Annotated in this window: 17 protein-coding genes and 2 tRNA genes; 12 read left to right on the plus strand and 7 right to left on the minus strand. The window is 70.9% G+C overall.

The annotated features are described in order from the left end of the window. Positions 1-88 precede the first annotated feature (88 nt). The 3 genes from DNK56_RS00090 to DNK56_RS00100 form a co-directional block, all read right to left on the minus strand. On the minus strand, positions 89-832 hold the full coding sequence (locus DNK56_RS00090) for a class I SAM-dependent methyltransferase (RefSeq protein WP_241989701.1): 744 nt from the start codon (positions 830-832) through the stop codon (positions 89-91). Next, positions 829-2,322 carry an asparagine synthase-related protein gene (locus tag DNK56_RS00095; protein ID WP_241989702.1) on the minus strand — a complete coding sequence of 498 codons (1,494 nt, stop codon included), beginning with the start codon at positions 2,320-2,322 and terminating at the stop codon, positions 829-831. The genes DNK56_RS00090 and DNK56_RS00095 overlap by 4 nt, the downstream gene beginning before the upstream one ends. 445 nt (positions 2,323-2,767) lie before the next feature. Continuing rightward, complete coding sequence (locus DNK56_RS00100; RefSeq protein ID WP_111329451.1) at positions 2,768-2,995, minus strand: hypothetical protein; 228 nt, start codon at positions 2,993-2,995, stop codon at positions 2,768-2,770. A gap of 149 nt (positions 2,996-3,144) precedes the next feature. Between DNK56_RS00100 and DNK56_RS00105 the strand changes: the two genes are divergently transcribed. Together DNK56_RS00105 and DNK56_RS34595 are read left to right on the plus strand one after the other, a co-directional pair. Further along, positions 3,145-4,488: a tetratricopeptide repeat protein gene (locus DNK56_RS00105; RefSeq protein ID WP_241989703.1), complete on the plus strand. Its 1,344-nt coding sequence runs from the start codon at positions 3,145-3,147 to the stop codon at positions 4,486-4,488. Positions 4,489-5,673: 1,185 nt separating this feature from the next. Further along, entirely contained in the window at positions 5,674-5,859 is a 186-nt protein-coding gene (locus tag DNK56_RS34595; protein ID WP_146610455.1) for a hypothetical protein, read from the plus strand. On the opposite strand, the gene DNK56_RS00115 is transcribed toward DNK56_RS34595, so the two are convergent. After that, complete coding sequence (locus DNK56_RS00115) at positions 5,828-6,241, minus strand: GntR family transcriptional regulator (protein WP_111329456.1); 414 nt, start codon at positions 6,239-6,241, stop codon at positions 5,828-5,830. The two genes, DNK56_RS34595 and DNK56_RS00115, sit on opposite strands and share 32 nt — an antisense overlap. A 186-nt stretch (positions 6,242-6,427) precedes the next feature. On the opposite strand from DNK56_RS00115, the gene DNK56_RS00120 reads away from it, so the two are divergent. The 8 genes from DNK56_RS00120 to DNK56_RS00155 all read left to right on the plus strand — a co-directional run bounded on the left by DNK56_RS00120 (position 6,428) and on the right by DNK56_RS00155 (position 12,484). Then, on the plus strand, positions 6,428-6,787 hold the full coding sequence (locus DNK56_RS00120; protein WP_111329459.1) for a hypothetical protein: 360 nt from the start codon (positions 6,428-6,430) through the stop codon (positions 6,785-6,787). Beyond that, entirely contained in the window at positions 6,784-6,993 is a 210-nt protein-coding gene (locus DNK56_RS00125; RefSeq protein WP_111329461.1) for a hypothetical protein, read from the plus strand. The genes DNK56_RS00120 and DNK56_RS00125 overlap by 4 nt, the downstream gene beginning before the upstream one ends. Beyond that, positions 6,990-8,411 carry a cell division protein FtsK gene (locus tag DNK56_RS00130; RefSeq protein WP_111329464.1) on the plus strand — a complete coding sequence of 474 codons (1,422 nt, stop codon included), beginning with the start codon at positions 6,990-6,992 and terminating at the stop codon, positions 8,409-8,411. Before DNK56_RS00125 ends, DNK56_RS00130 begins: the two co-directional genes overlap by 4 nt. A 34-nt stretch (positions 8,412-8,445) precedes the next feature. Then, positions 8,446-8,598, plus strand: a complete 153-nt coding sequence (locus tag DNK56_RS34870; RefSeq protein WP_158558500.1) for a hypothetical protein — start codon at positions 8,446-8,448, stop codon at positions 8,596-8,598. A 42-nt stretch (positions 8,599-8,640) separates the two neighbouring features. Beyond that, a complete protein-coding gene (locus DNK56_RS00140) occupies positions 8,641-9,417 on the plus strand; it encodes a DUF2637 domain-containing protein (RefSeq protein WP_111329469.1) in 777 nt (258 codons plus the stop codon). A 147-nt stretch (positions 9,418-9,564) separates the two neighbouring features. Continuing rightward, positions 9,565-11,022: a replication initiator gene (locus tag DNK56_RS00145; protein ID WP_111329472.1), complete on the plus strand. Its 1,458-nt coding sequence runs from the start codon at positions 9,565-9,567 to the stop codon at positions 11,020-11,022. Continuing rightward, entirely contained in the window at positions 11,019-11,201 is a 183-nt protein-coding gene (locus DNK56_RS00150; protein ID WP_111329475.1) for a helix-turn-helix domain-containing protein, read from the plus strand. Before DNK56_RS00145 ends, DNK56_RS00150 begins: the two co-directional genes overlap by 4 nt. Then, positions 11,201-12,484: a site-specific integrase gene (locus tag DNK56_RS00155; RefSeq protein ID WP_111329477.1), complete on the plus strand. Its 1,284-nt coding sequence runs from the start codon at positions 11,201-11,203 to the stop codon at positions 12,482-12,484. Before DNK56_RS00150 ends, DNK56_RS00155 begins: the two co-directional genes overlap by 1 nt. A 91-nt stretch (positions 12,485-12,575) precedes the next feature. Here DNK56_RS00155 and DNK56_RS00160 read toward each other — a convergent pair. Both DNK56_RS00160 and DNK56_RS00165 read right to left on the minus strand, forming a co-directional pair. Continuing rightward, positions 12,576-12,648 (minus strand) — tRNA-Arg (locus tag DNK56_RS00160). A gap of 164 nt (positions 12,649-12,812) precedes the next feature. Then, a tRNA-Ser gene (locus tag DNK56_RS00165) sits at positions 12,813-12,904 on the minus strand. Between the two features lie 199 nt (positions 12,905-13,103). On the opposite strand from DNK56_RS00165, the gene DNK56_RS00170 reads away from it, so the two are divergent. Together DNK56_RS00170 and DNK56_RS00175 are read left to right on the plus strand one after the other, a co-directional pair. After that, on the plus strand, positions 13,104-13,559 hold the full coding sequence (locus DNK56_RS00170) for an SSI family serine proteinase inhibitor (RefSeq protein ID WP_111329480.1): 456 nt from the start codon (positions 13,104-13,106) through the stop codon (positions 13,557-13,559). A gap of 211 nt (positions 13,560-13,770) precedes the next feature. Then, positions 13,771-18,672 carry a PAS domain-containing protein gene (locus DNK56_RS00175; RefSeq protein ID WP_111329483.1) on the plus strand — a complete coding sequence of 1,634 codons (4,902 nt, stop codon included), beginning with the start codon at positions 13,771-13,773 and terminating at the stop codon, positions 18,670-18,672. A gap of 99 nt (positions 18,673-18,771) precedes the next feature. Here DNK56_RS00175 and DNK56_RS00180 read toward each other — a convergent pair whose 3' ends face one another. Beyond that, positions 18,772-20,421, minus strand: coding sequence for a long-chain fatty acid--CoA ligase (locus DNK56_RS00180; protein ID WP_111329485.1), 1,650 nt, complete (start codon positions 20,419-20,421; stop codon positions 18,772-18,774). Positions 20,422-20,436 lie beyond the last annotated feature (15 nt).

Consider the following 20,436-nt stretch of genomic DNA (forward strand, 5'->3'; position numbering starts at 1 on the left):
GTCCGGCGCTCCTGACCTGCTCGTTCCCTGCCCTGAGAGCCCTCACGACCTCTGTCGGTCCACACCTGGCCCAGCGGCACCCTGGCTGTCAGGTGTACCGGGCCACCGTGTACGCGGTCGGACCGGTGAGGGTGCTGCCTCTGGAGCTGTCGGTCATGTCCAGGATCCCGAAGCCGACGCGCTGCGCGTACTGTTCGAGTTCGCGCGGGAAGATGACGCGTCTGCGGATCTCGTCCTGGGCCTCGTCCCCTGAGGGGAGTGCCCAGTGCCGGCGCATGGTGTTGATCTGCGTTCGCAGGTCCCACTCGTGGCGGATCGTGACGGTCGCCGGGCCGCTCGGGGTGTCGACCGTGGCGGTCATCAGTTCGGTCCCCGTGATGGGTGCGACGGGGGAGCACAGGATGAGCAGGCTGCCTTGTCTGGCGTGGGCTGCGAACGTAGCGAAGACCTGGGTGATCTCGTTGTTGTCGTGGACGTAGGCGAGGGTGTTGCCCATGCAGGTCACCACGTCCATGCACCGCCGGAGTCGCGCGGTGCGCATGTCTCCGATGCGGATGTCCAGCTCCGGCCGGGCCTGGCGGGCGTAGTCGACCATGCCGGGCTGAAGGTCCAAGCCGATGCACTCGAAGCGCTTGGCCAGGATCTCCAGATCCCTTCCGGTGCCGCATCCGAAGTCGACCAGCGTCCGGGCGTCCGGCCGGTGCGTCTCGATCAGGGTCTGACACATCCCGGCACCGGTGCTGTCGGACTGGATCACGTCGTACAGGGCCGGGTCCCGGTAGAGGAGGTTCGTCGCTTCCACTGGTTCCGCTTCCGTGTCGTAGCCGGTCACATCAGGCTCCGCAGTCCGACCTCAAGCGCGAGGACATCGCACAGCAGATCGGGGACGGTCGGAGCGGCGTCGGCGTCCTTGCGGGCCTGAGCGAGTGCCTTGCCGTCAACGTAGCCGAGATCGACCAGGACGGACTCCTTCAGCATGTCGTCCAGTACGGGCAAGCCGTAGGAGCGCAGCCCCTTCTCCAGGACGGCCAGGAAGTTCTCCGGTTCGGCCGGCGACGCCACCGAGTCCGGCAGTCCCGCCCGCCTGATCCGCTCACGGAACAGCGCCTTGCCTCGCTTGTACTCGTGCGGCAGCTGCTCCATGAACCGGACGATCCGCGGGTGCACGAGCGGGCTCACCGGCCAGACGCCGGCCCGCAGAAAGCCGGGATTGTGCATCCCGAACGCCATCAGGGTCGGCACCGGCAGGACGGGAATGGGCGCCAGGTGCTCGTTCACCTCGGCCAGGGCCCGAACCGCCTTCGGCCCGAGCCACGGAACGGGTTCCGGCGTCGGCAGTTCCGCATCCGTCCTGGAGTGGTGGGCGTTCACCTCGTCCCCTCCACTGCCGGTGAACATCACCTCGCACCGTCGAGCGGCGGCCTGCTCGCGTACGACGTCGAAGGCTTCCTGGTAGAACGCCCCCGCCGGATCATGTGGTCGGCGCAGAGCGCGCACGCCACCGGGGCAGAACGGCGGGTGCTGCACGGCGGGAATGGCCACGTCTCGGAAGCTGCAGTGATCCGCGTACGCCTGGCGGCGCTCGCGCTGCTGCCTGCCGATGCTTCCCCCGACCAGTAAGCCGAAGCTGTGCACCTGCGCGAAGCGCGCTGCCTTCACGGCCAGGGCGACGTTCCCGGAGTCCGCGCCGCCCGACAGTTCGACGCCCACGCACCCCGTAGCGCTCGGCGCTTCGCGGATCACGTCGGTCAGCAACTCGTCGAGCATGGCGAGTGGATCGACACCGGGACGCAGCGTGCGCGGCGACAGGACGTGTTCGGCGGGCTCCGGGTAGTGGATGCCGAGTCCGGCGGCGGTGAACGTGGCGGACGCCCGCTCAGTGAGGCGGTAGACGCCCTCGAACAACGTCTCGGAGGTGTAGCGATGCTGCCTGGTCAGCGTCCGCGCCACGACACGCGGCGCCAGGCGGTCAGCCGATAGATGCGGCCCCAGTGCTGCCACGTCCCATGACGCGTACAGCTCGCCGGACTTCTCCATCAGATACAGCGGAGCCGTGCCGAAGACGCCCGCCGTGAGACGGACTTCCCCGGCCGTCATGACGACCTCGACGAAGTCGGCCTCGCCCCGCTTGCACTCCTTCACCCTCATCCGCACATATGGCGCCTGGTCGTCGCGGGCCTCCATGACCAGCGTGGACACGTTCGCGGGCTCGATCCAGCTTTCGCCGTTGACCCAGCGACCTCCTTCCGGCCTCCATCGGGGCTCCTGGAGATCGGCCAGGCGCAGACGCATCGACAGCATGTCGTCCCTTTCCGAAGTCATGCGGCGGGGCGGGGCCGCGAACGACCCCGCCCCGCCTGGCGCCAGCCCTGGATCACTTGGAGCAGTGGTCGCCGTTGTTGTCGCCACCGCCGGGCATCTTGTCGAGCAGCGTGGCCTCGACGGCCGGGACGCCGGTGATCAGGTCGCCGGTGAACAGCTCGTCCACGTTCATCGTGTTCTCCTCTTACGGTTGAAACGGACCCCGCGGCTGATGCTGCGGAGTTGATCCCGTCCGGCTGCCGGCCCTTACGAAGAAGGCGGCCGGACGGGTACCCACCGCTTCCGGCGGTAGGCCCTCCCTCGCCACACGTGGGGTTGTATGTGGCAGGGAGAAGTCAGGTGGGGGTGGAGGCGGCGGCCACTCCCAGGACGAAGCCGCTCGATGCAGAGATGGTGATGATCAGCAGCAGTCCGGCGTAACGGCCGACGACTGCGACTAACCGCCTCACAGACGCTCTCCGCGACTGCGCTCGTTCGCCCTGCGCACGGCGGCGCTCATCTCGGCCGCGGCGTCCTGAGGCTCGGGACGGCTGTGCTGCGGGCACTCACACGGCGGGAACAGGTTCGAGCCCGGCGGCGGGTCCGCGCCCTCGTAGGTGTCGATCCTCAGCACCCCGTCCGCGCCCCGCTCTTCGGTCAACTGGGCCAGTCGGGCCCGCGCTTCGCTTTTCATCCCTCAGTCCCTCAGACGATGGCTGCGGCGAGGTCTCGCCGTTCCCTGCTGCCTCTACGCAACCGCGTGGCCACGCACAGCGGTACCGTTGCAGCAGCGCCGGGACTTCAAAGCCTTGAAAGTTCGCAAGGGCACGGGGAGTTGAGGGCATGGCCACGCGTGAACCGAACGGGGCGCTCGGGCGCCTGCTCGCCGAGAGTCGCTGGACCTATCGCCAGTTCGCGCGGGCGGTGAACCGCGTGGGCACCGAGCTGGGCACGCCCCTGCGATACGACGAGTCGGCGGTGAGCCATTGGCTGGGCGGCACCGTGCCGCGCGGGGCCGTGCGGGTGTGTGTCCTGGAAGCCCTCTCTCGGCGTCTGGGGCGGCCCGTGACGCACGCTGAGGCCGGTCTGCCTGTTCCCCGCGATCACTCCTCCTCGACAGCCGCGGATACCGTGGAGGGGCTGATCGACCTCGGGAGGCAGGACATGGACCCATCGCGCCGCAGTGTCCTGGGGGCCGGCCTGTTCTCTGTCGCCCTCACGATTCCCGGGTGGCCGGATGTCATCGGCCGTGCCGAAGCGGTCCAGTCCGGCCGCGCCCGCCGGATCGGCATGAACGAAGTGGGCATGGTCGTCGCCATGACCGAGCGCGTCTCGGAACTGGACGACCAGTTCGGCGGTCGCCACGCGCGCCCCATGGCGGCCTCGTTCATGGTGAACACCGTGGCGTCCTACCTGCGCGCCGACGCCCCCGACGACGTGCGGAAGGCCATGCTGTCCGCGGCCTCGGACCTGCTGTACCTGACCGGCTACATGGCCGTGGACGAGGGGCTGCACGGCCTCGCGCAGCGCTACTACGTCAAGGCACTGGAACTGGCGGGCGCCGCCGAGGACCACCTGACCTACTGCACGACTCTGCGCGGCATGAGCGTCCAGGCGATCGATCTCCGTCACGGGGGAAAGGCCATGGAGCTGGCAGACGCCGCAGCAGCGGCCTCCCCGAAGGCCGGGCCTCGCATGCTTGCCTTCCTCGCCGGCCAGCAAGCACACGCCGCCGCGCAGACCGGCGATCGGACTCGGGCGCTGCGGTACATCCGGGAGGCCGAGACCGCCATGGACCGTGCCGAGTCGCGCGGCAAGGCGTTCGGCTCGTACGACCCGGCGTCGCTCAACTACCACATCAGCCAGGTTCGTTACGAACTCGGCGACGTCTCCGGCGCCATCGAGGCCATGCAGCAGTCCGACAAGGTGCGCTACAGCGTCTACCGCCGCGCGCGCGTCCGACACCGCGCCATGCTGGCCGAACGGCAACTGGAGGTCGGCCACCTGGAAGCGGCCTGCGACACCTGGCACCAGGCGCTCGACGACTACCCCATGGTGCAGTCCGGCCGAGCCGACGACCGCGTCAGAACCATGTTCGGCCTCCTCCGGCCGCACCTGAAGAACACGACCGCGAAGGACCTCTACGACCGCGCACGAACGGTCGCCCCGCCTTCCCTGGCCATCTGACTTGGGCCGTTGGCGACCTCAGCCACAGAAAGTCAGCCACGACGGCGGGTGCGCCGACCGATCACCCGCCACGTGTGTCTCCAGCAACCACCCACCGGCCCCAGCCACGCTTCCCCAATCCGTCACGGCCTCGACCCCGTCCCGGCCTGAGCGCTGCCGCCGGCCTCGCCTGACGAATGGGCAAGGGCCGGCTGCCCGGCGCACGGCTGGATGAACGGCAATCCGCGGTGACCGGTGCGGACTTGGCATGCATCCCGCTCCTGCTGGCCGTGCTCGTCGTGGGGCGGCTGGCGGGGTTCTTCACGGGTCTGGCTGCCCGCTTCTCGGGCTTTTGCGGCGCGAGCGGGCGGGGGCCGTCGCGGGCGGTGGCGGAGACATGGAGCCGGCGGCGGCCTGGGGCCGCCGCGCCGCGCGGCCCGCGTCAGCGGGCCGCCTTGATCCAGTAAAGAAACTTTGGACAGCTCACCCCTTCGGCGGCTCCGGCCGGTAGGGAGTGGGCTGTTTTGCCATGTCTCGCCCAACTCACCGCATGATCAGCCTGTTTCATGACGGTCTGTTCGCGGGATCGCAGAAAAGTATCCACAGGCGAACCGTTGCATGGTGGGGCTGTGGAAAAGTCGACGGCTTATCTGGCGATATGTGAGCCAGGTCACGAGGGGGCGGTGTCACACCGACGGGGTTCTTCCGCACCTGTTCCAAGTGCAGGGGGCGACTCGTCGCGGCGGTGGTGTCCGCTCTCGATGATCCGCTGTCGCGCACGCCGGAGGGTCCGAAGATGTCAGGCGCGGAAGGGGGCGGAAGTGACCGGCGTCACATTTGATCAGGGTCACACACACCCCGGAAAACCGACCTCTATAGGCGATCCCTGAAATCGGGGCGGCGGAACATAGCCGACGATCGCCGGTTAGTCAAACCGGCGCTTCTCCAGACCCTTGATGCACTGCCCGGACGACTGGAAGGACAAGCAGCATGAGCGCACAGAAGGGGCGCCGTCCCGTGAGGCGGGACGCGAAGGAAGGTTTCTGCCCGCCCGGCGGGAGCGCTGGGCCATGGCTCTCGAACCTGTCCGGTTCGGCCGGTAGACCTGGCTCAACAACCGCGGTGACGGCATGCCTTACGGCACGGGCAAGCCCTGATCCGCCGGTGGATCATCGCTGGGCAAGCCTTCGGGCAAGCCCCCGGCGGTTGGCTGAACTCGACACGCAACAACGGCGCGACAACGAACGGGTGGAAATGAACGAGCGCGAGGCAGAGCTGATAGCGGCGAAGCTCAAGGAAGTCGAAGACAAGGTGGCGCGACTCGAAGATCTGACGCGCCGGATGCTCGAAAACGCTCGCGCTACTTCTTCGGCGGGTTCTTCGCCTCGGTGATGCCACCGAGCTGCCCGAAGACCTGGAACAGGGTGTCCAGCCTGGCATTTATGGCATCCAGGCGTTCGGACAGTTCGACATATTCCGGCGTGGGCATCTGCCCGCCGCTCGCCGCCTCGGGAGTGCCGGCCTTCGGGTCGGCCTCCGGTAGGGGATCGGCGACGAAATTGCCCCGGCCCGGCATGGTGTTGATGAGTCCTTCGTCGCGCAGGATGCGCAGGGCGGAACGCGCGGTCATGTTGGCGATCTCGTACGTCGCCTCTAGGTCGCGAGACGAAGGAACCCGCTCTCCCGGCTTGAGTCGGCCGGACCGGATCTGCCGCCGCAGCTCCTCGGCGACCAGACGGTACGGCGGGGTGTCGGAATCCTTGGGCAGCTTCATAGCCCGAGGGTAGCGGGCCTGGCCCGCCTACCGCAGTAAGACCCTGTTGCACCTCCCATTTTCCGACGGGCCCACCCCACCTCAGGTGCGATGTGCGCTAAGCGCTTGACGCACTGATGGCGGGTAGTGCACTGTTGATCTCGCTTCGCCACCCCGGCGAAGCACTACCGAAGGGACGTAACACCCATGGCTCGTATCCGTGTTGGCCTGCTCCCGTCCTCGTCGTTCGTGGCCGGCAACCTGGCGGTTCCGAAGTACGCGGACGCCGAGAAGACCCAGTTCGCGGTGGACCGTGAGACCGGCGCGAAGCTGTTCACGATCACCCTCTTCTTCATGGAGGAGGAGCGTGCGGAGGCTATGAAGATCACCGTTCCGGAGACCGGTCTGCCCAACGGGCTGAAGCCGGGTGTGCCGGTCATGCCTGTGGAGCTGTTCGCCACCCCGTGGGCCCGGATCTTCAACGGCTCGCTCTCGGACGGCATCGCCTACCGCGCGGAGCGCCTGGACCTGGTCGGCGGTCCGGCTTCGGCCGCTGAGGCGGCGTGAGCCGCACTGCTTTCCGGCCCGGCGTCGAGTGCAGCTACCCGCTGCCTCACGCCGGGCCGGATGCCCGGCTCGGTGACTCCCTCATCAGCTCGGTGGCCGGTGTGCTCGTCGGCTACGGCCTTCCCCGCCTGACGGCCCAGGACCGGGCCGCCCTCGAAACGGCCCTGGTGGCCTTCGTCTACAACTCTCAGGAGAGCAACACATGAAGGACAACGACCCGACCGGAGGGGCCTTCGGCTATGGCCTCCTGGTCGTCGGCGTGGCTCTGGCCGTACTGGGCGGCTGGTCGGTGTGGTGGGTGGTGCGCTACCTGCGGGCCGATGCCATGACCCGGCGGTCCATCCGGCAGGCGATTCGGATCCGCTGGGGCTGGAAGCGGCTGGCGCGAATGTGCGGGCTGTCGGTCACGGACAAGATGCCGACCGCCCTGGCCTCGCTCGCGGCCGCGGACGGCAAGGAACCCAAGCCCCGAGTCCTGGTCCCGGCCCTGAAGGTCACCCCGGACGCCTTCGGGGTGATGGCGGAGGCGACCTGCCTGCCGAAGGTGGGTCTGGCGGAGTTCCAGAAGGCCGCTCCCTATCTGGCGGACGCCTGGCGTATGGCCCGCGTGTCCGTGTTGCCAGGGGAGAAGCCGGGGCAGGTGACGTTGCGCGGGGTGCGGGTGGATCCGCTGATCGTGCCGACCGTTCATGCGCCCACCGGCCGCGTGCCGGAGGAGTGCGCGGTGTGGGAGCTGGGGGTGGACGAGTACGGCCTGCCCGTGGTCGTGCCCCTGAAGGAGGTCCCTGGGGTGGCCATGGGCGGCCTGCCGGGATTCGGGAAGACCTCGTGCGTGAACCGGCTCGTGTGTGACTGGGCACCTTCGCCGGCCATCCAGTTCGTCTTCTTCGACGGCAAGGTCTCCCACGCCTACGAGGGCGACTACGCCGACCTCGTGCAGCGGGCGTTCGAGTTCTGCGGTGACGACTTGGAGGAGGCGAACAAGAAGCTGAAGGAACTGGTGCAGCTGCGCCGCGCCCGTTCCGCGTCCATCCGCCGCGTGCTGGGCGTGAAGAACATGTGGCACGTCGGCCCCTCGGAGGACTGGCCGCTCATCGTCATCGTCATCGACGAGGCCCACACCTACTTCCGCGACTACAAGGGCTCCGACCCGGCCACCAAGAAGCTGGCCGCGCTCGCGGCGGAGAACGCCCGCCTGGTGGAGGACCTGGTGAAAAAGGGCCGCTCGGTCGGCTTCCTGACCTTCCTGACCACGCAGAAGACCACCGGAGACGCGATCCCCACCTTCATCCGCGACGTGTGCCCGGTCGGGCTGTCCTTCGCGCAGAAGACCGCCGACGCCGCCGTCGCCGCGCTCGGCGACGACATCCGCGAGTGGCCCGACGCCAGCCCGGTCAACCTTCAGGATCCCGCCTACGTCGGCGTGGCGGTCATGTCCCAGCACGGCCGTCCCGGCTTCGTCCGCATCCGCACCCCCTACGTCGCCGACGAGGACGCCGCCCGTGTCGCCGAGCGGACCACCCACCTCGTGCGCCACCCGGCCCGGCTCCTGGAGGGCCTGACCGGATGGACGGTCGTGGACCTCACCAAGGAGGACCCCGAGCCCCCGGCGCAGGCAGCCTGACATGCGCCCCTCGATGCGGATCTACATCCGACACATGCGCAAGGCCATCACCGCCGGGGACCTCGACCGCGCCGAGCGGATCGGCATCGCCGCCTACCGCGTCGCCAACGCCCACGAACGCCAGGTCCTTCAGACCTACCTCGGCCCGAACGTCGCCCGCCGGGCCGGCCTCACCCCCAAGGTCTGACCCCACGACCCCAACACCCCCTGGAAGGAGGTGAATTGCCTCATGTCAGAAGACCGGATCACTCAGCGCACCGTGACCGTGGTCATGGCGGTCATCGCCCTGCTGGCCTTCGTTTTCTCCTTCGGCAACGTCTGGAGCCTGGCCCTGCGTCTGGGCGTCCCCGACCCGGTCGCGCCCCTGATCGCGCCGATGGTGGACCTGTCCGTCCTCGGCCTCCTGGTCGCCCTGCGGTACCTGTCCCTGCACGGCGTGGCCGCCGAAGACCTCAAGGGCGCGAACAGGCTGATGCACACCTCCGGCTTCTTCACCCTCGCCCTCAACATCGCCGAACCCGTGATCGCCGGGCACTACGGCCGCGCCTGCGTCGATGCCGTGGCCCCGCTGCTCCTCCTCGGCTGGGGTGCCGTCGGCCCCGCGCTGCTGCGCCACTTCCACGCCGTCACCGCACCGGCCATGTCCCCGGCCCCGGCTCCGGTGACCGCCCCGGCTCCCGTCGGCGACGCGGAACCGGCCTTCGCACCTGCGCCGGCCTTGGCCGAGACGGAACCCGACCCGTCGCCCACCCCGCTTGTGGCGCCGGACCCTGCCCCCGTCGTGCTGCCGGTCACCACCCCGGCCCCCGTCGCGCCGGCCCCCGTCGCGCCTGCGCCCGTCGCGGCGGCTCCTGCGGTCAACGTGCCTGAACCGCTACTCGCCGAAGCACGTTCCATCGCCGCGTCCCACCACGCCGAGCACGGCGAACCCATCACGGCGGCCCAGCTCAAGAGGCGACTCGGCATCGGCCTGCCTATGGCCACCGCCCTCTACACCGCCCTGTAGCTCCGCACCCTCCGCCGGCCTTCCCGGCACCACCCCGCCCTCGCCCGGCCCTGGGCCGACCCGTCATGCCTGCGGGCAGCAGCCCGAGCGCTGATCACTGCTGCCCGCAGGTCCCACCCTCGCGCCAGAAGGGAGACCCCGCCACTCATGCGCACCCTCGACCTGCGCCACGTCATCAGCCCCGGCCTGCGGGACCTGATCGAGCTGGCCAACACCCACGACTTCGACCGCGTACAGCAGCAGATCCGCGACCTGCGCGGCTGCACCAGCCCCATCAACCTCCACGGCTTCACCGTCACAACCGACACGGCCACCAAGGAAGTGGTCCGCTCCTACCGTTCCGAAGACGAACCCTCCGGACGCCTGCTGACCACCTGCGGCAACCGCCGTACTTCCCGCTGCCCCGCCTGCTCCCGCCTCTACGCCGCCGACACCTACCACCTGATCAAGGCCGGACTGTCCGGCGGCAAGAACGTCGCCGAAACCGTCCGCGACCACCCCCGCGCCTTCGTCACCCTCACCGCCCCCTCCTTCGGCCCCGTCCACAACCGCCCCACCACCAACGCAGGACAGACCCGCCCCTGCGCCTGCGGCGACACCCACGCCGAAGACGCCCCCGAACTCGGCACCCCACTGAACCCGGCCACCTACGACTACACCGGCGCCGTGCTCTGGAACGCCCACGCCGGACAGCTCTGGGCACGCTTCACCACCTACCTGCGCCGCGCCCTGGCCGAACACCTCGGCACGACGCAGAAGGCCCTGAACTCGGCCCTGCGGGTCTCCTTCGCCAAGGTCGCCGAGTACCAGAAGCGCGGCCTGGTCCACTTCCACGCCGTCATCCGCTTCGACGGCCCCGACGGCCACACCAGCCCGCCCCCGCCCTGGGCCACCTTCGACGCCCTGAGCGCCGCCGTGGGCCTGGCCGTCGAACGCGCCCGGCTCACCATCGCCTCCGACGCCATCGGCGAACGCGTCATCGCCTGGGGCCGCCGGTACAAGGTCGACCCCATCACCGCCCTGGGCGACGGCGAACTCACCGACGCCGCCGTAGCCGGATACGTCGCCAAGTACGCCACCAAGAACGCCGAAGGCACCGGCACCGTGGACCGCACCCTCATGTGCCGCACCTGCGCCGGACGCGGCCACCTGCGCGGCCCCGACGACTTCCACGACGTGTGCGCCGACTGCGACGGCACCGGACAGGCCGAACCCATCAAGGCCCTGCCCATCCAGCAGCACGTACGGCAGATGATCCGCACCGCCTGGGACCTCGGCGGCCTGCCGGAGTTCGCCCACCTCAAGCTCTGGAAGTGGGCCCACATGCTCGGCTTCCGCGGCCACTTCTCCAGCAAGTCCCGCGCCTACTCCACCACCCTCGGCGCCCTGCGCGACGTACGCCGTGACTGGCGCCTCGCCCAGGCCGAAGCCGCCCGCACCCGCGCCGGCCACCCCGCCACCGACGAGACCACCCTCGTCACCACCTCCTCCTGGACCTACCTCGCCAGCGGCTACCGCCCCGGCGAAGAACTCCTCGCCGCCCATGTCCGCCACGACATAGCCCACACCGCACGCCTCAAGCACGAAGGGCTGGTGCCTGCATGACGACCGCCGTACTCACCGTGGACCAGGTCGCCGAGCGTCTCGGCATCAGCCGCTGGAAGGTCCACGACCTGATCCGCTCGCGCGAACTCGCCTCCTTCAAGATCGGCCGCTGCCGCCGCATCAGCGAAGCCGCGCTTGCCGCCTACGTATCCCTCCGCACCGAACAGGAAGCCGCCTGATGGCCAAGCCGAAGAAGAACGCCAACAACGAGGGCACCATCTACCCGCGCAAGGACGGCCGTTGGGAGGGCAGCGCGTACGTCCTGACGACGGACGGCACGCACAAGCGGCGCAGCGTCTACGGCAAGACCTGGGACGAGGCGCACGAGAAGCTGACCAAGCTCAAGGCCGACTCGCTCAGCGGCCTTCCGGTGGCCACCAACAAGATGACGATCGCCGAGTACCTGGCGTACTGGCTGGCGAGCGTCGCCAAGACCAAGGTGCGCCCGACGACCTACGTCAACTACGAATCCCTCGTCCGGAACTACGTCACCCCGGAGTTCGGCAAGAAGAAGCTGGTCCGGCTCACCGCCCGTGACATCCGGGCCTTCCTCATGAAGACGGCGGCGACCTGCCAGTGCTGCGCTCAGGGGAAGGACAAGAAGCGGCCGGAGCACAAGCGGCGCTGCTGCGCCCTCGGCAAGTGCTGCAAGAAGCTCCCCTCGGACCGGACCGTCCGCTTCCTGCTGGTGATCCTGCGTGCGGCTCTCCAGCACGCCGTACGGGAGGACGAGCTGCCCCGCAACGTGGCCCGGAACGTGGAGCTGAGCATGGGTACCAAACGCGAGATCGAACCGCTCACCGCTGCGGAAGGGCGTCGGCTCCTGACGGCGGCCCGGGACAACCGGCTCTGGGCCGCGTACGAGCTGGCGGTCCGTATCGGGCTCCGGCGGGGTGAGCTGCTGGGGCTGCGCTGGTCGGACGTGGATCTTCTCGACGGGGTTCTGACCGTCCGGCAGGCTCTTCAGCGTGTGGGCGGCGAGCTGCTGATCGTCGCGCCGAAGACGCAGCGCTCGGCCCGGCGCGTGGCACTGCCGGCCGAATGCGTGACCGCGCTCCGTGCCCAGCGCGTCCAGCAGATCGCCGACCAGAAGGCCGCGGGCCACAACTGGAAGGGAACGGGGAAGGGGCTCGTCTTCACGACGAAGAACGGGACTCCCATCGAGCCGCGCAACCTGAACCGGTCCTTCGAGGCCCTGTCCGTCCGCGCCGGCGTCCGTAAGGTCCGCTTCCACGACCTGCGTCACACGTGCGCGTCCCTGCTCCACGAACAGGGCGCCGACGCCCGCATGATCATGGAGGTTCTGGGCCACAGCTCGATCCGCGTGACCATGGACATCTACACCTTCGTGCGGCTGGACTCCCAGCGCTCCGCCTTCGACCGCGTCGGGGACGCGCTGAGGGGTGACGGCAACGGGCCGGACGATGACGACGGCGCGGCCGGTGCCCTCGTAGCCGTCTGATCGGCTCCCGAAGGCGGTTGCCGTCAAACACTGCCGTCAAGACAAAAGCCAGAGGCCCTGTGGATCACTCCACAGGGCCTCTGGCCTGCTGTGCACTCGGCAGGATTCGAACCTGCAACCTTCTGATCCGTAGTCAGATGCTCTATCCGTTAAGCTACGAGTGCTTGTGCTTTCGGGGCTTTTTTTCTGCCCTGTCGGCGTTGCGAGAACAACATTACATGACCTGCGCCGGGACGCGAAATCCATTGTCCGGACCCTGCCTGAGCTGGGCAGATGCCGGGAACGGGCGAAGCCCCGGTCCTGGGGGACCGGGGCTTCGGTGGTGGTGCGGAGGCGGAGGGATTTGAACCCTCGATCAGGGGGTTACCCCGAAACCGCATTAGCAGTGCGGCGCCATAGACCGGACTAGGCGACGCCTCCAGCGCACATCCCGCGCGAGCGCGAGTGGTGCATGCAGATGATGACACAGCAACACGCTGTGCCACCAATCGCGGCCTACGGTACTAGGGAGTCGGCCGCGAGGGCAAAGCGGTTGCCGCGCGCAACGCCGGGCCGAGTGGCGCGTTAGGCATGGCGGGGGCGCCGCCCCCGCAGGTTCAGCCGCCACAGGAGTCCGCAAATGATGCGCCGTCTCGCCCTCACCGCTGTCGCGTCCCTCGCCGCGCTGTCCGCCGCCGCGCCCGCCGCCTCCGCGGCCGGGCCGCTGCCGCTGCCTCTGTCGCTGCCGCTGCTGCAGGGCCCCGGCGACGACACCCGGCTCACCGTGGTCGTGGCCGGCTCCGGGAACCCCGAAGCGGACGGGACGTACGAGCTGGAGTGCGGGCCCGCCGGCGGGAGCCACCCGGCCGCGGCGCAGGCCTGCGAGCGGCTGGAGCAGCTGAGGCTGCAGGGCAGGAACCCGTTCGCCCCCGTTCCCCGCAACGCGATGTGTACGCAGCAGTACGGCGGGGAAGCCACCGCCCGTGTCACCGGCACCTGGCACGGGCACCGCATCGACGCCCGGTTCGCGCGGACCAACGGGTGCGAGATCGCCCGATGGAACGGCGCCCGCCCGGTTCTGCCGAACGTGAGGTGACCGTCCCCGGACCCCGGCGGCCGGTCCGCACGGGGTTCGACGAGGGTCGGAGCCGTACAAGCCGTGCATCACACCTTGGTGAGAGCTCCCCCTCATCCGCAGTCCCGCGCCCCGCCCCTGCCTTTAGACTCCTTCAGTGACAGCCCGGGGCCCGAGGGGCAAGATGGGGCCGCTGTCGGCAAGGTGCAGTAATCAGGGAGGAACCGTCGTCGTGAGCAGCAGGCCATCCCGAGGCGCTGCTCGCCTCGCAGCCATACTCGATGCCCTTCCGGACGGGCTCCTGCTCGTCAACTGCAACGGTACGGTCGTCAACGCCAACACCATCGCCCTCGAGATGTTCGAGACGCCGGGCACCGCGCTCGTCGGTCGCGGGCTGCTCGATCTGCTGCCGGAGTTCGACTCCAAGCTGATCCCGGGGTCGATGCGCAGGCCGGAGGCTGCGGACGAGCGCGGCCGTACCAAGCCCACGCGCATGGTCGCGCGGCGCACCGACGGCCACGAGTACCCCGTCGAGGTGACGAGCGCCAGCCTGGAGGACGGGCAGGCGGCGTACAAGGACGTCCAGGGCTCGTACGGCGGCGGTGGCGGCTATACGGGCGACGAGCTGCTGATGCTCGTCGTGCGCGACCTCTCGGGCACCGTGGACACCGAGGCCGAGCTGGCCCGCTCGCAGCGCCAGACCGAGATGATCCTGCGGGCCGCGGCCGAGGGTGTCGTCGGCACGGACACGGACGGCCGCGTCGTCCTCGTCAACCCCGCCGCCGCGCAGATCCTCGGCTTCCGGGCCAGCGATCTCGGCGGCAAGGAGCTGCACCCGCTGATCCTGCACTCGCGCGCGGAGGGCGAGCCCTTCCCGTACGAGGAGTCGCCGCTCGCCGACACGCTCAAGTCGGGGCGCAAGCATCGGGTGCGCGGCCAGGTTTTGTGGGCCAAGAGCGGGGAACAGGTGCCGGTCGACCTGACCACCGCGCCCGTCCGCGACGGTGACCAGCTCGTCGGCGCCGTAATGACGTTCACCGACCGTCGCCCCTACGAGGAGCTGGACAAGCGGCGCAAGGACGAGATCGCCGAGCTGACCGCGAACCACACCGCCGCCGTCGCCGAGCTCACCGAACGGCACGCCGCCGAGACCGCCGCCCTCAAGGAGGCGCACGCCGCCGAGCTGGCCGACCGCACCGAGCGTTACGCCTCCGAGCTGGAGAAGCAGACCGAGCGGCTGACGGACCTCACCGCCCGGCACGCCCAGCTCACCGCCGTGCTCGGCGAGTCGCTGCGCGGGCCCCTGGAGGAACTGCGCGGCGAACTGTCGGCGCTCGCCGCCGACCCCGCCGGCCAGCTGTGGCCCGAGGCGAACCAGATCCTTCACCACCTGGCCGCCGGTTATGCGCGCATGACGACGCTCATCGACAACGTTCTCGGCTACCAGCGCCTCGACAGCGGCGCGGAAGAGCTGATCAAGTCGCGGGTGCTGCTCGACGGGGTCGTCACCGCCGGTATCGACGCTGCGGTCGAGCTGATCGGGCCCGGCCGCGCGCAGTTCGCGGTGCACGCTCCGCCGATCGAGGCGGAGGTCGACGCCGGGCGTCTGGTGACCGCCGTCGCCCATCTCGTGGCGGATGTCGCCGGTGTCGATTCGACCGGCAAGGCCCGGCTCGTGCCGGGTGGCGGCTATGTGGATTCGACCATCGTCGTCGCCGCCGCTCAGCGCGGTGACGTCGTGCGCATCGAGGTGCGCGGGCCGTTCGCCGGGGGCGACCCGGTGCATGTGCCGATCGTGAGCGGCATCGTCCGCGCGCACGGCGGGGTGCTCCAGACGCACGAGATGCCGGGCATGAGCGGCAGTGCGTACGTGCTGGAGGTGCCGATCGGCGCGGGTGCGGGGACGGTGGCGGTGGCGGAGGCGCCTGCGGTGGCGCTTCCGGCGGCGGAGGCGCCTCCTGGGGTGGCTTCTCCGGTGGCTCCTGCGGTGGCGGCTCCTGCGGTGGGTGCTGAGGCGCACGTTCCGGCCGGGGCCCTTCCCGGTGCGGAGCCCGATCATGCGGGCCAGGTTCCTGCTGTTTCCGAGGTGCCCGAGGCGGGAAGGGGGCGGCGCCGGGCACGGCGTTCGTCCACCGACGCCTTCCTGGAGAGCCCCGTGGGCGGCTCCGACGGCTCCGGTGAGCCGCAAGCGGCCCCCGGGGACACCGGCGCGGCCGCCCCGACCGGGCGCCGGCGCGCGCGCCGTGCTGCGCCCGCCCCCGAGGCGGCGCCGAACGAACTGATCCCCGCCCAGCAGGCCGAGGGCTCCGGACGCCGCCGCGGGCGCCCCAGCCCCGCCGAAACGGGCGCCCAGGCACCGGGGCAGGCCCTGGCGCTGCCCGCTGCCGCTGCCGCTGCTCCGGCGGAGGGTGCCGTGGTCACCGCCGCCGAGGGGGCGCAGGGGGGCCGCCCGCAGCTCGGGCAGACGGTGCCGCCGCAGGGCGTCCCGGCCGAGGCGCAGCTGCCGGTCGCGGCCGGTGGTCACCGGGGCAACCCCGGCGACGAGGGCCGGCCGGCCCTTCCTCCGGTCGTCAACGCCGTGGAGTCCTCCGCTGCCGCCGCCTTCTCGAACCTCGACGACGCCCCTGGCGCGGTCGCCTCTCCGCCGTCTCCGGAAGCGTCCGCTTCTGCACCGGCACCGGCACCGGCACCGCAGCCGACCGGTCGGCGGGCGCGCCGCGCGCTGGCAGCCGCCCAGGACCGCGCCGCCGCAGACGCCGGACCGCGCGTCCCCTTCGCGCTCCCTCCCGCCGACGCGGACCGCGCCCCTTCGCACACCGAGGCGCCGGCGGCCGGCGGGGACGGTTCGTACGGGCGCGGCGTGGGTACGGGCGAGGCTTCGGCCGGTACGCAGGACAGCTCCGGCCCCGAGCCCGATGCCGTGTCCGGTGCGCCGGAGCACGCCCCCGTACCGCCGCAGGCCCAGCCCGCGCCCACCGGCCGACGCCGGGCCCGCCACGGCAGCGAGACGGGTCCGCAGGCGGCCCAGCCCGCGCCGTTCGCGCTGCCGGCCCAGGCGGGGACTCCTGCGCCGCCTGGGACTCCCGCGCCTGGGGCTCCTACGCCCTCTGTGCCCGCTGCCGAACAGCCGATGCCCGGTGTTCCAGCGGGACAGCCGGTGCCGGGCGCCCCGGCAGAACAGGCGATGCCCGGCGCCCCGGCCAACGCGCCCTTCGTGCTGCCCGCCCAGACCACGCCGGAAACCCCGGCCGAACAGCCCGGCCCGTTCGCCCTGCCGACCGCAGCCGACCAGTCGGCCGTGACCCCGGCCGCTCCGGCCCCGGCAACGGGCACCCCGGCTCATGGCGTACCGGCTCCGGCACCTGGGACTCCGGCCCACGGGATGCCCGCTGCCCACACTCCGGCGGCGGGGCCCCCGGGCGGCACCCCGCCCCACGGCATGCCCACCCCCGCCCCGGCCACCGGAACTCCGAGCCACGGAACCCCGGCCCCCGGCACTCCAGCCCACGGCACCCCCGCGACGGGCACCCCCGCCCACGGCATGCTGACTCCCCCCGCCACGGCGACCGGCACGTCGGCTCACGACACCCCGGCTCACGCCATGCCCGCCCCTGCCACCGGCACCCCTGCCCACGCCATGCCCGCCCCTGCCACCGGCACCCCTGCCCACGGCATGCCCACCCCCGGCACCCCGCCCCACGGCATCCACGCCGCCCCTCCGGCCCCAGGAACCCCTGGCACCACCACCCCCACCGCAGAACCCGCACCCCCCGCCGTCTGGGCCCACGACGACGCGTCCGGGCAAGGCCCCGTCCCGCCCGAAACGCAGAGCACCGGGCGTACCGCCCACACCACCGGCACCGCGGCACCCGACGCCGCCACGCCCGCCACGCCCCCGGCCCGGCCTCGCACGCTGGCGCCCGCGCCCGACGCGCGGCGGCAGCCGTTGCCCGCCGAGGCGCCCATGCCTGCGTCGGCCGACTCGACGCAGGGGCGCGCGTTCAGCGTGCGCACGCTGGGGCAGGGCGTGCCGTTCTCCCAGCACATCACCCACCAGCAGAACCAGACGCTCGGCGGCGACGTGAGCAGTGGCAGCGGCGCCGGCAGCAGTGTCGGCCGCCGCCGCAAGCTCGCCGCTCCGCCCGAGCCCGACCAGGACGAGCGCCCCGCGCTCCCCACACCCGCACCCGCCGCCCCCGCGACACCCGCTCCCACAGCGGCCGCCCCCGCCGGCACCGTGCACGGGCAGGGCTCCGGTCAGCTGCTCTCCGCGCCTCCGGCCGAGGGCCGCGCGTACGCCATCGGCGCCCCCGACGAGGGCGCGGCCGAGGGGCCCGAGCCGCTGGACGGTCCCGGGGGCGCGGTCGAGGTCGCCAATCGGCCCTCGCCGCAGCCCGTGGACGACGAGCTGCCGCCCGAGCCGCTGGACAACCCGCGCCGGCTGCTGGTCTGGCCCGCGCCCGATGTCTCCACGCAGCAGGCGCTGAGCGATCGCGGCTACCGGCCGGTGATCGTGCACTCGCGCGAGGAGGTGGACGCGCAGATCGCCGCGTTCCCCGCCGCGCTGTTCGTAGACCCGCTGACGGGTCCGATCACCCGAAAGGCGTTGCAGTCCCTGCGGCAGGCCGCCGTGGCGGCCGAGGTGCCCGTTCTGGTGACGGCCGGTCTGGGGCAGGCGTCGCGGGAGGCTGCGTACGGTGCCGACCCCGCCGTACTCCTCAAGGCGCTCGCGCCGCGCGACAGCGAGCAGCATCCGCCGCGCGTCCTGCTGATCGACGAGCACGAGGACATCGCGGTCGCGCTGACGGAGACGCTGGAGCGCCGGGGCATGCAGGTGGCCTGCGCCGCGACGGACAGCGAGGCGGTCTCGCTGGCGACCCGGATGCGGCCGAACCTGGTGGTGATGGACCTGATGCAGGTGCGCCGCCGCCGGGCGGGCATCGTGGACTGGCTGCGCGCCAACGGGCAGCTGAACCGCACGCCGCTGGTCGTCTACACCTCGGCCGGCATCGACCAGTCCGAGCTGCCGAGGCTCAGCTCGGGCGAGACCGTGCTGTTCCTGGCGGAGCGCTCGACGAGCGAAGAGGTGCAGTCCCGCATCGTGGACCTGCTGGCGAAGATCGGCACGAACTGACCGGTGCACCGAGGCATACGACGAGGGCGGTACGGGTAGCCACCCGTACCGCCCTCGCTCTGTCTGCCCGTACCGCCCTCTCGCTGTCCGGACAGCGGATCAGAGCTGCGTGACGTCCAGCTCGCCGCCCGCGTACTGCTTGCGGATGACCTTCTTGTCGAACTTGCCGACGCTCGTCTTCGGCACGGCCGGGATGACCGACCACCGCTCGGGCAGCTGCCACTTCGCGATGCCGGAGTCGGCGAGGAAGGCGCGCAGCGCCTCGTAGTCGGCGGTGGCGCCCTCCTTGAGGACGACCGTCGCGAGCGGGCGCTCGCCCCACTTGTCGTCCGGAACGGCCACGACGGCCGCCTCCGCGACATCCGGGTGCGCCATCAGGGCGTTCTCCAGTTCGACGCTGGAGATCCACTCGCCGCCGGACTTGATGACGTCCTTGGCGCGGTCGGTGAGCGTGAGGAAGCCGCCCTCGCTGATCACACCGACGTCACCCGTTTTCAGCCAGCCGTCCTCGCTGAACTTGTCCTCGGGGCGCAGCATCTCGCCGTCCGCGCCGCCGTAGTACGCGCCCGCGATCCAGGGGCCCCGTACCTCCAGCTCTCCGGCCGAGCTGCCGTCCCACGGCAGGTGCTCGCCGCCCGGCCCGACCAGCCGCGCCTCGACGCCGGCCGGGAAGCGGCCCTGGGTGACGCGGTAGGGCCACTCCTCCTCGGCGGTCAGCCCTGCGGGCGGGTTGGCCATGGTGCCGAGGGGGGAGGTCTCCGTCATGCCCCAGGCGTGACAGAGGCGCACGCCGAGCTTGTCGTACGCCTCCATGAGGGAGGGCGGGCATGCGGCGCCGCCGATCGTGACGTTGGCCATGGAGGTGAGGTCGCGCGGGTTCGCGGTGACCTCGGCGAGCAGTCCCTGCCAGATGGTGGGGACGGCGGCGGCGTGCGTGGGGCGCTCGCGCTCGATCATGTCGGCGAGCGGCGCGGGCTGGAGGAAACGGTCCGGCATCAGCATGTTGACGCCGGACATGAACGTGGAGTGGGGCAGCCCCCACGCGTTTACGTGAAATTGCGGCACGACAACGAGGGTCGTGTCCTTGTCGGTCAGGCCCATCGACTCGGACATGTTGACCTGCATGGAGTGCAGGTAGATCGAGCGGTGGGAGTAGACGACGCCCTTGGGGTCGCCCGTCGTGCCGGAGGTGTAGCACATGGCGGCGGCCTGGCGCTCGTCCAGCTCGGGCCAGTCGAAGGTGGTGGGGCGGCCGGCGAGCAGTTCCTCGTAGTCGTGCACGCGCACCGCCGCGCCGTCCAGGACGGAACGGTCGCCGGGGCCCGACACGATCAGGTGTTTCAGCGACGTCAGCTGGGGAAGCAGCGGCGCGATGAGCGGCAGCAGGGAGCCGTTGACGATGACGGCCCGGTCGTCGGCGTGCTTGACGATCCAGACCAGCTGTTCGGCGGGGAGGCGGAGGTTCAGCGTGTGCAGGACGGCACCCATGGAGGGAATGGCCAGGTATGCCTCGACATGCTCCGCGTTGTTCCACATGAGCGTCGCGACGCGCTGATCTGCGTCGATGCCGATTTCGTCGCGCAGGGCGTTGGCGAGCTGCGTGGCGCGCCGGCCGATTTCGGCGAAGCTGCGCCGGTGCGGCTCCGGCTCTCCGGTCCAGGTCGTGACCTGCGACTTCCCGTGAATCGTCATCCCATGCGTCAGGATGCGGGTGACAGTCAGCGGTACGTCCTGCATGGTGCTCAGCACGGCGTCCTCCCGGTA

The organism is Streptomyces sp. AC1-42W (assembly GCF_003248355.1).
Lineage (GTDB): Bacteria > Actinomycetota > Actinomycetes > Streptomycetales > Streptomycetaceae > Streptomyces.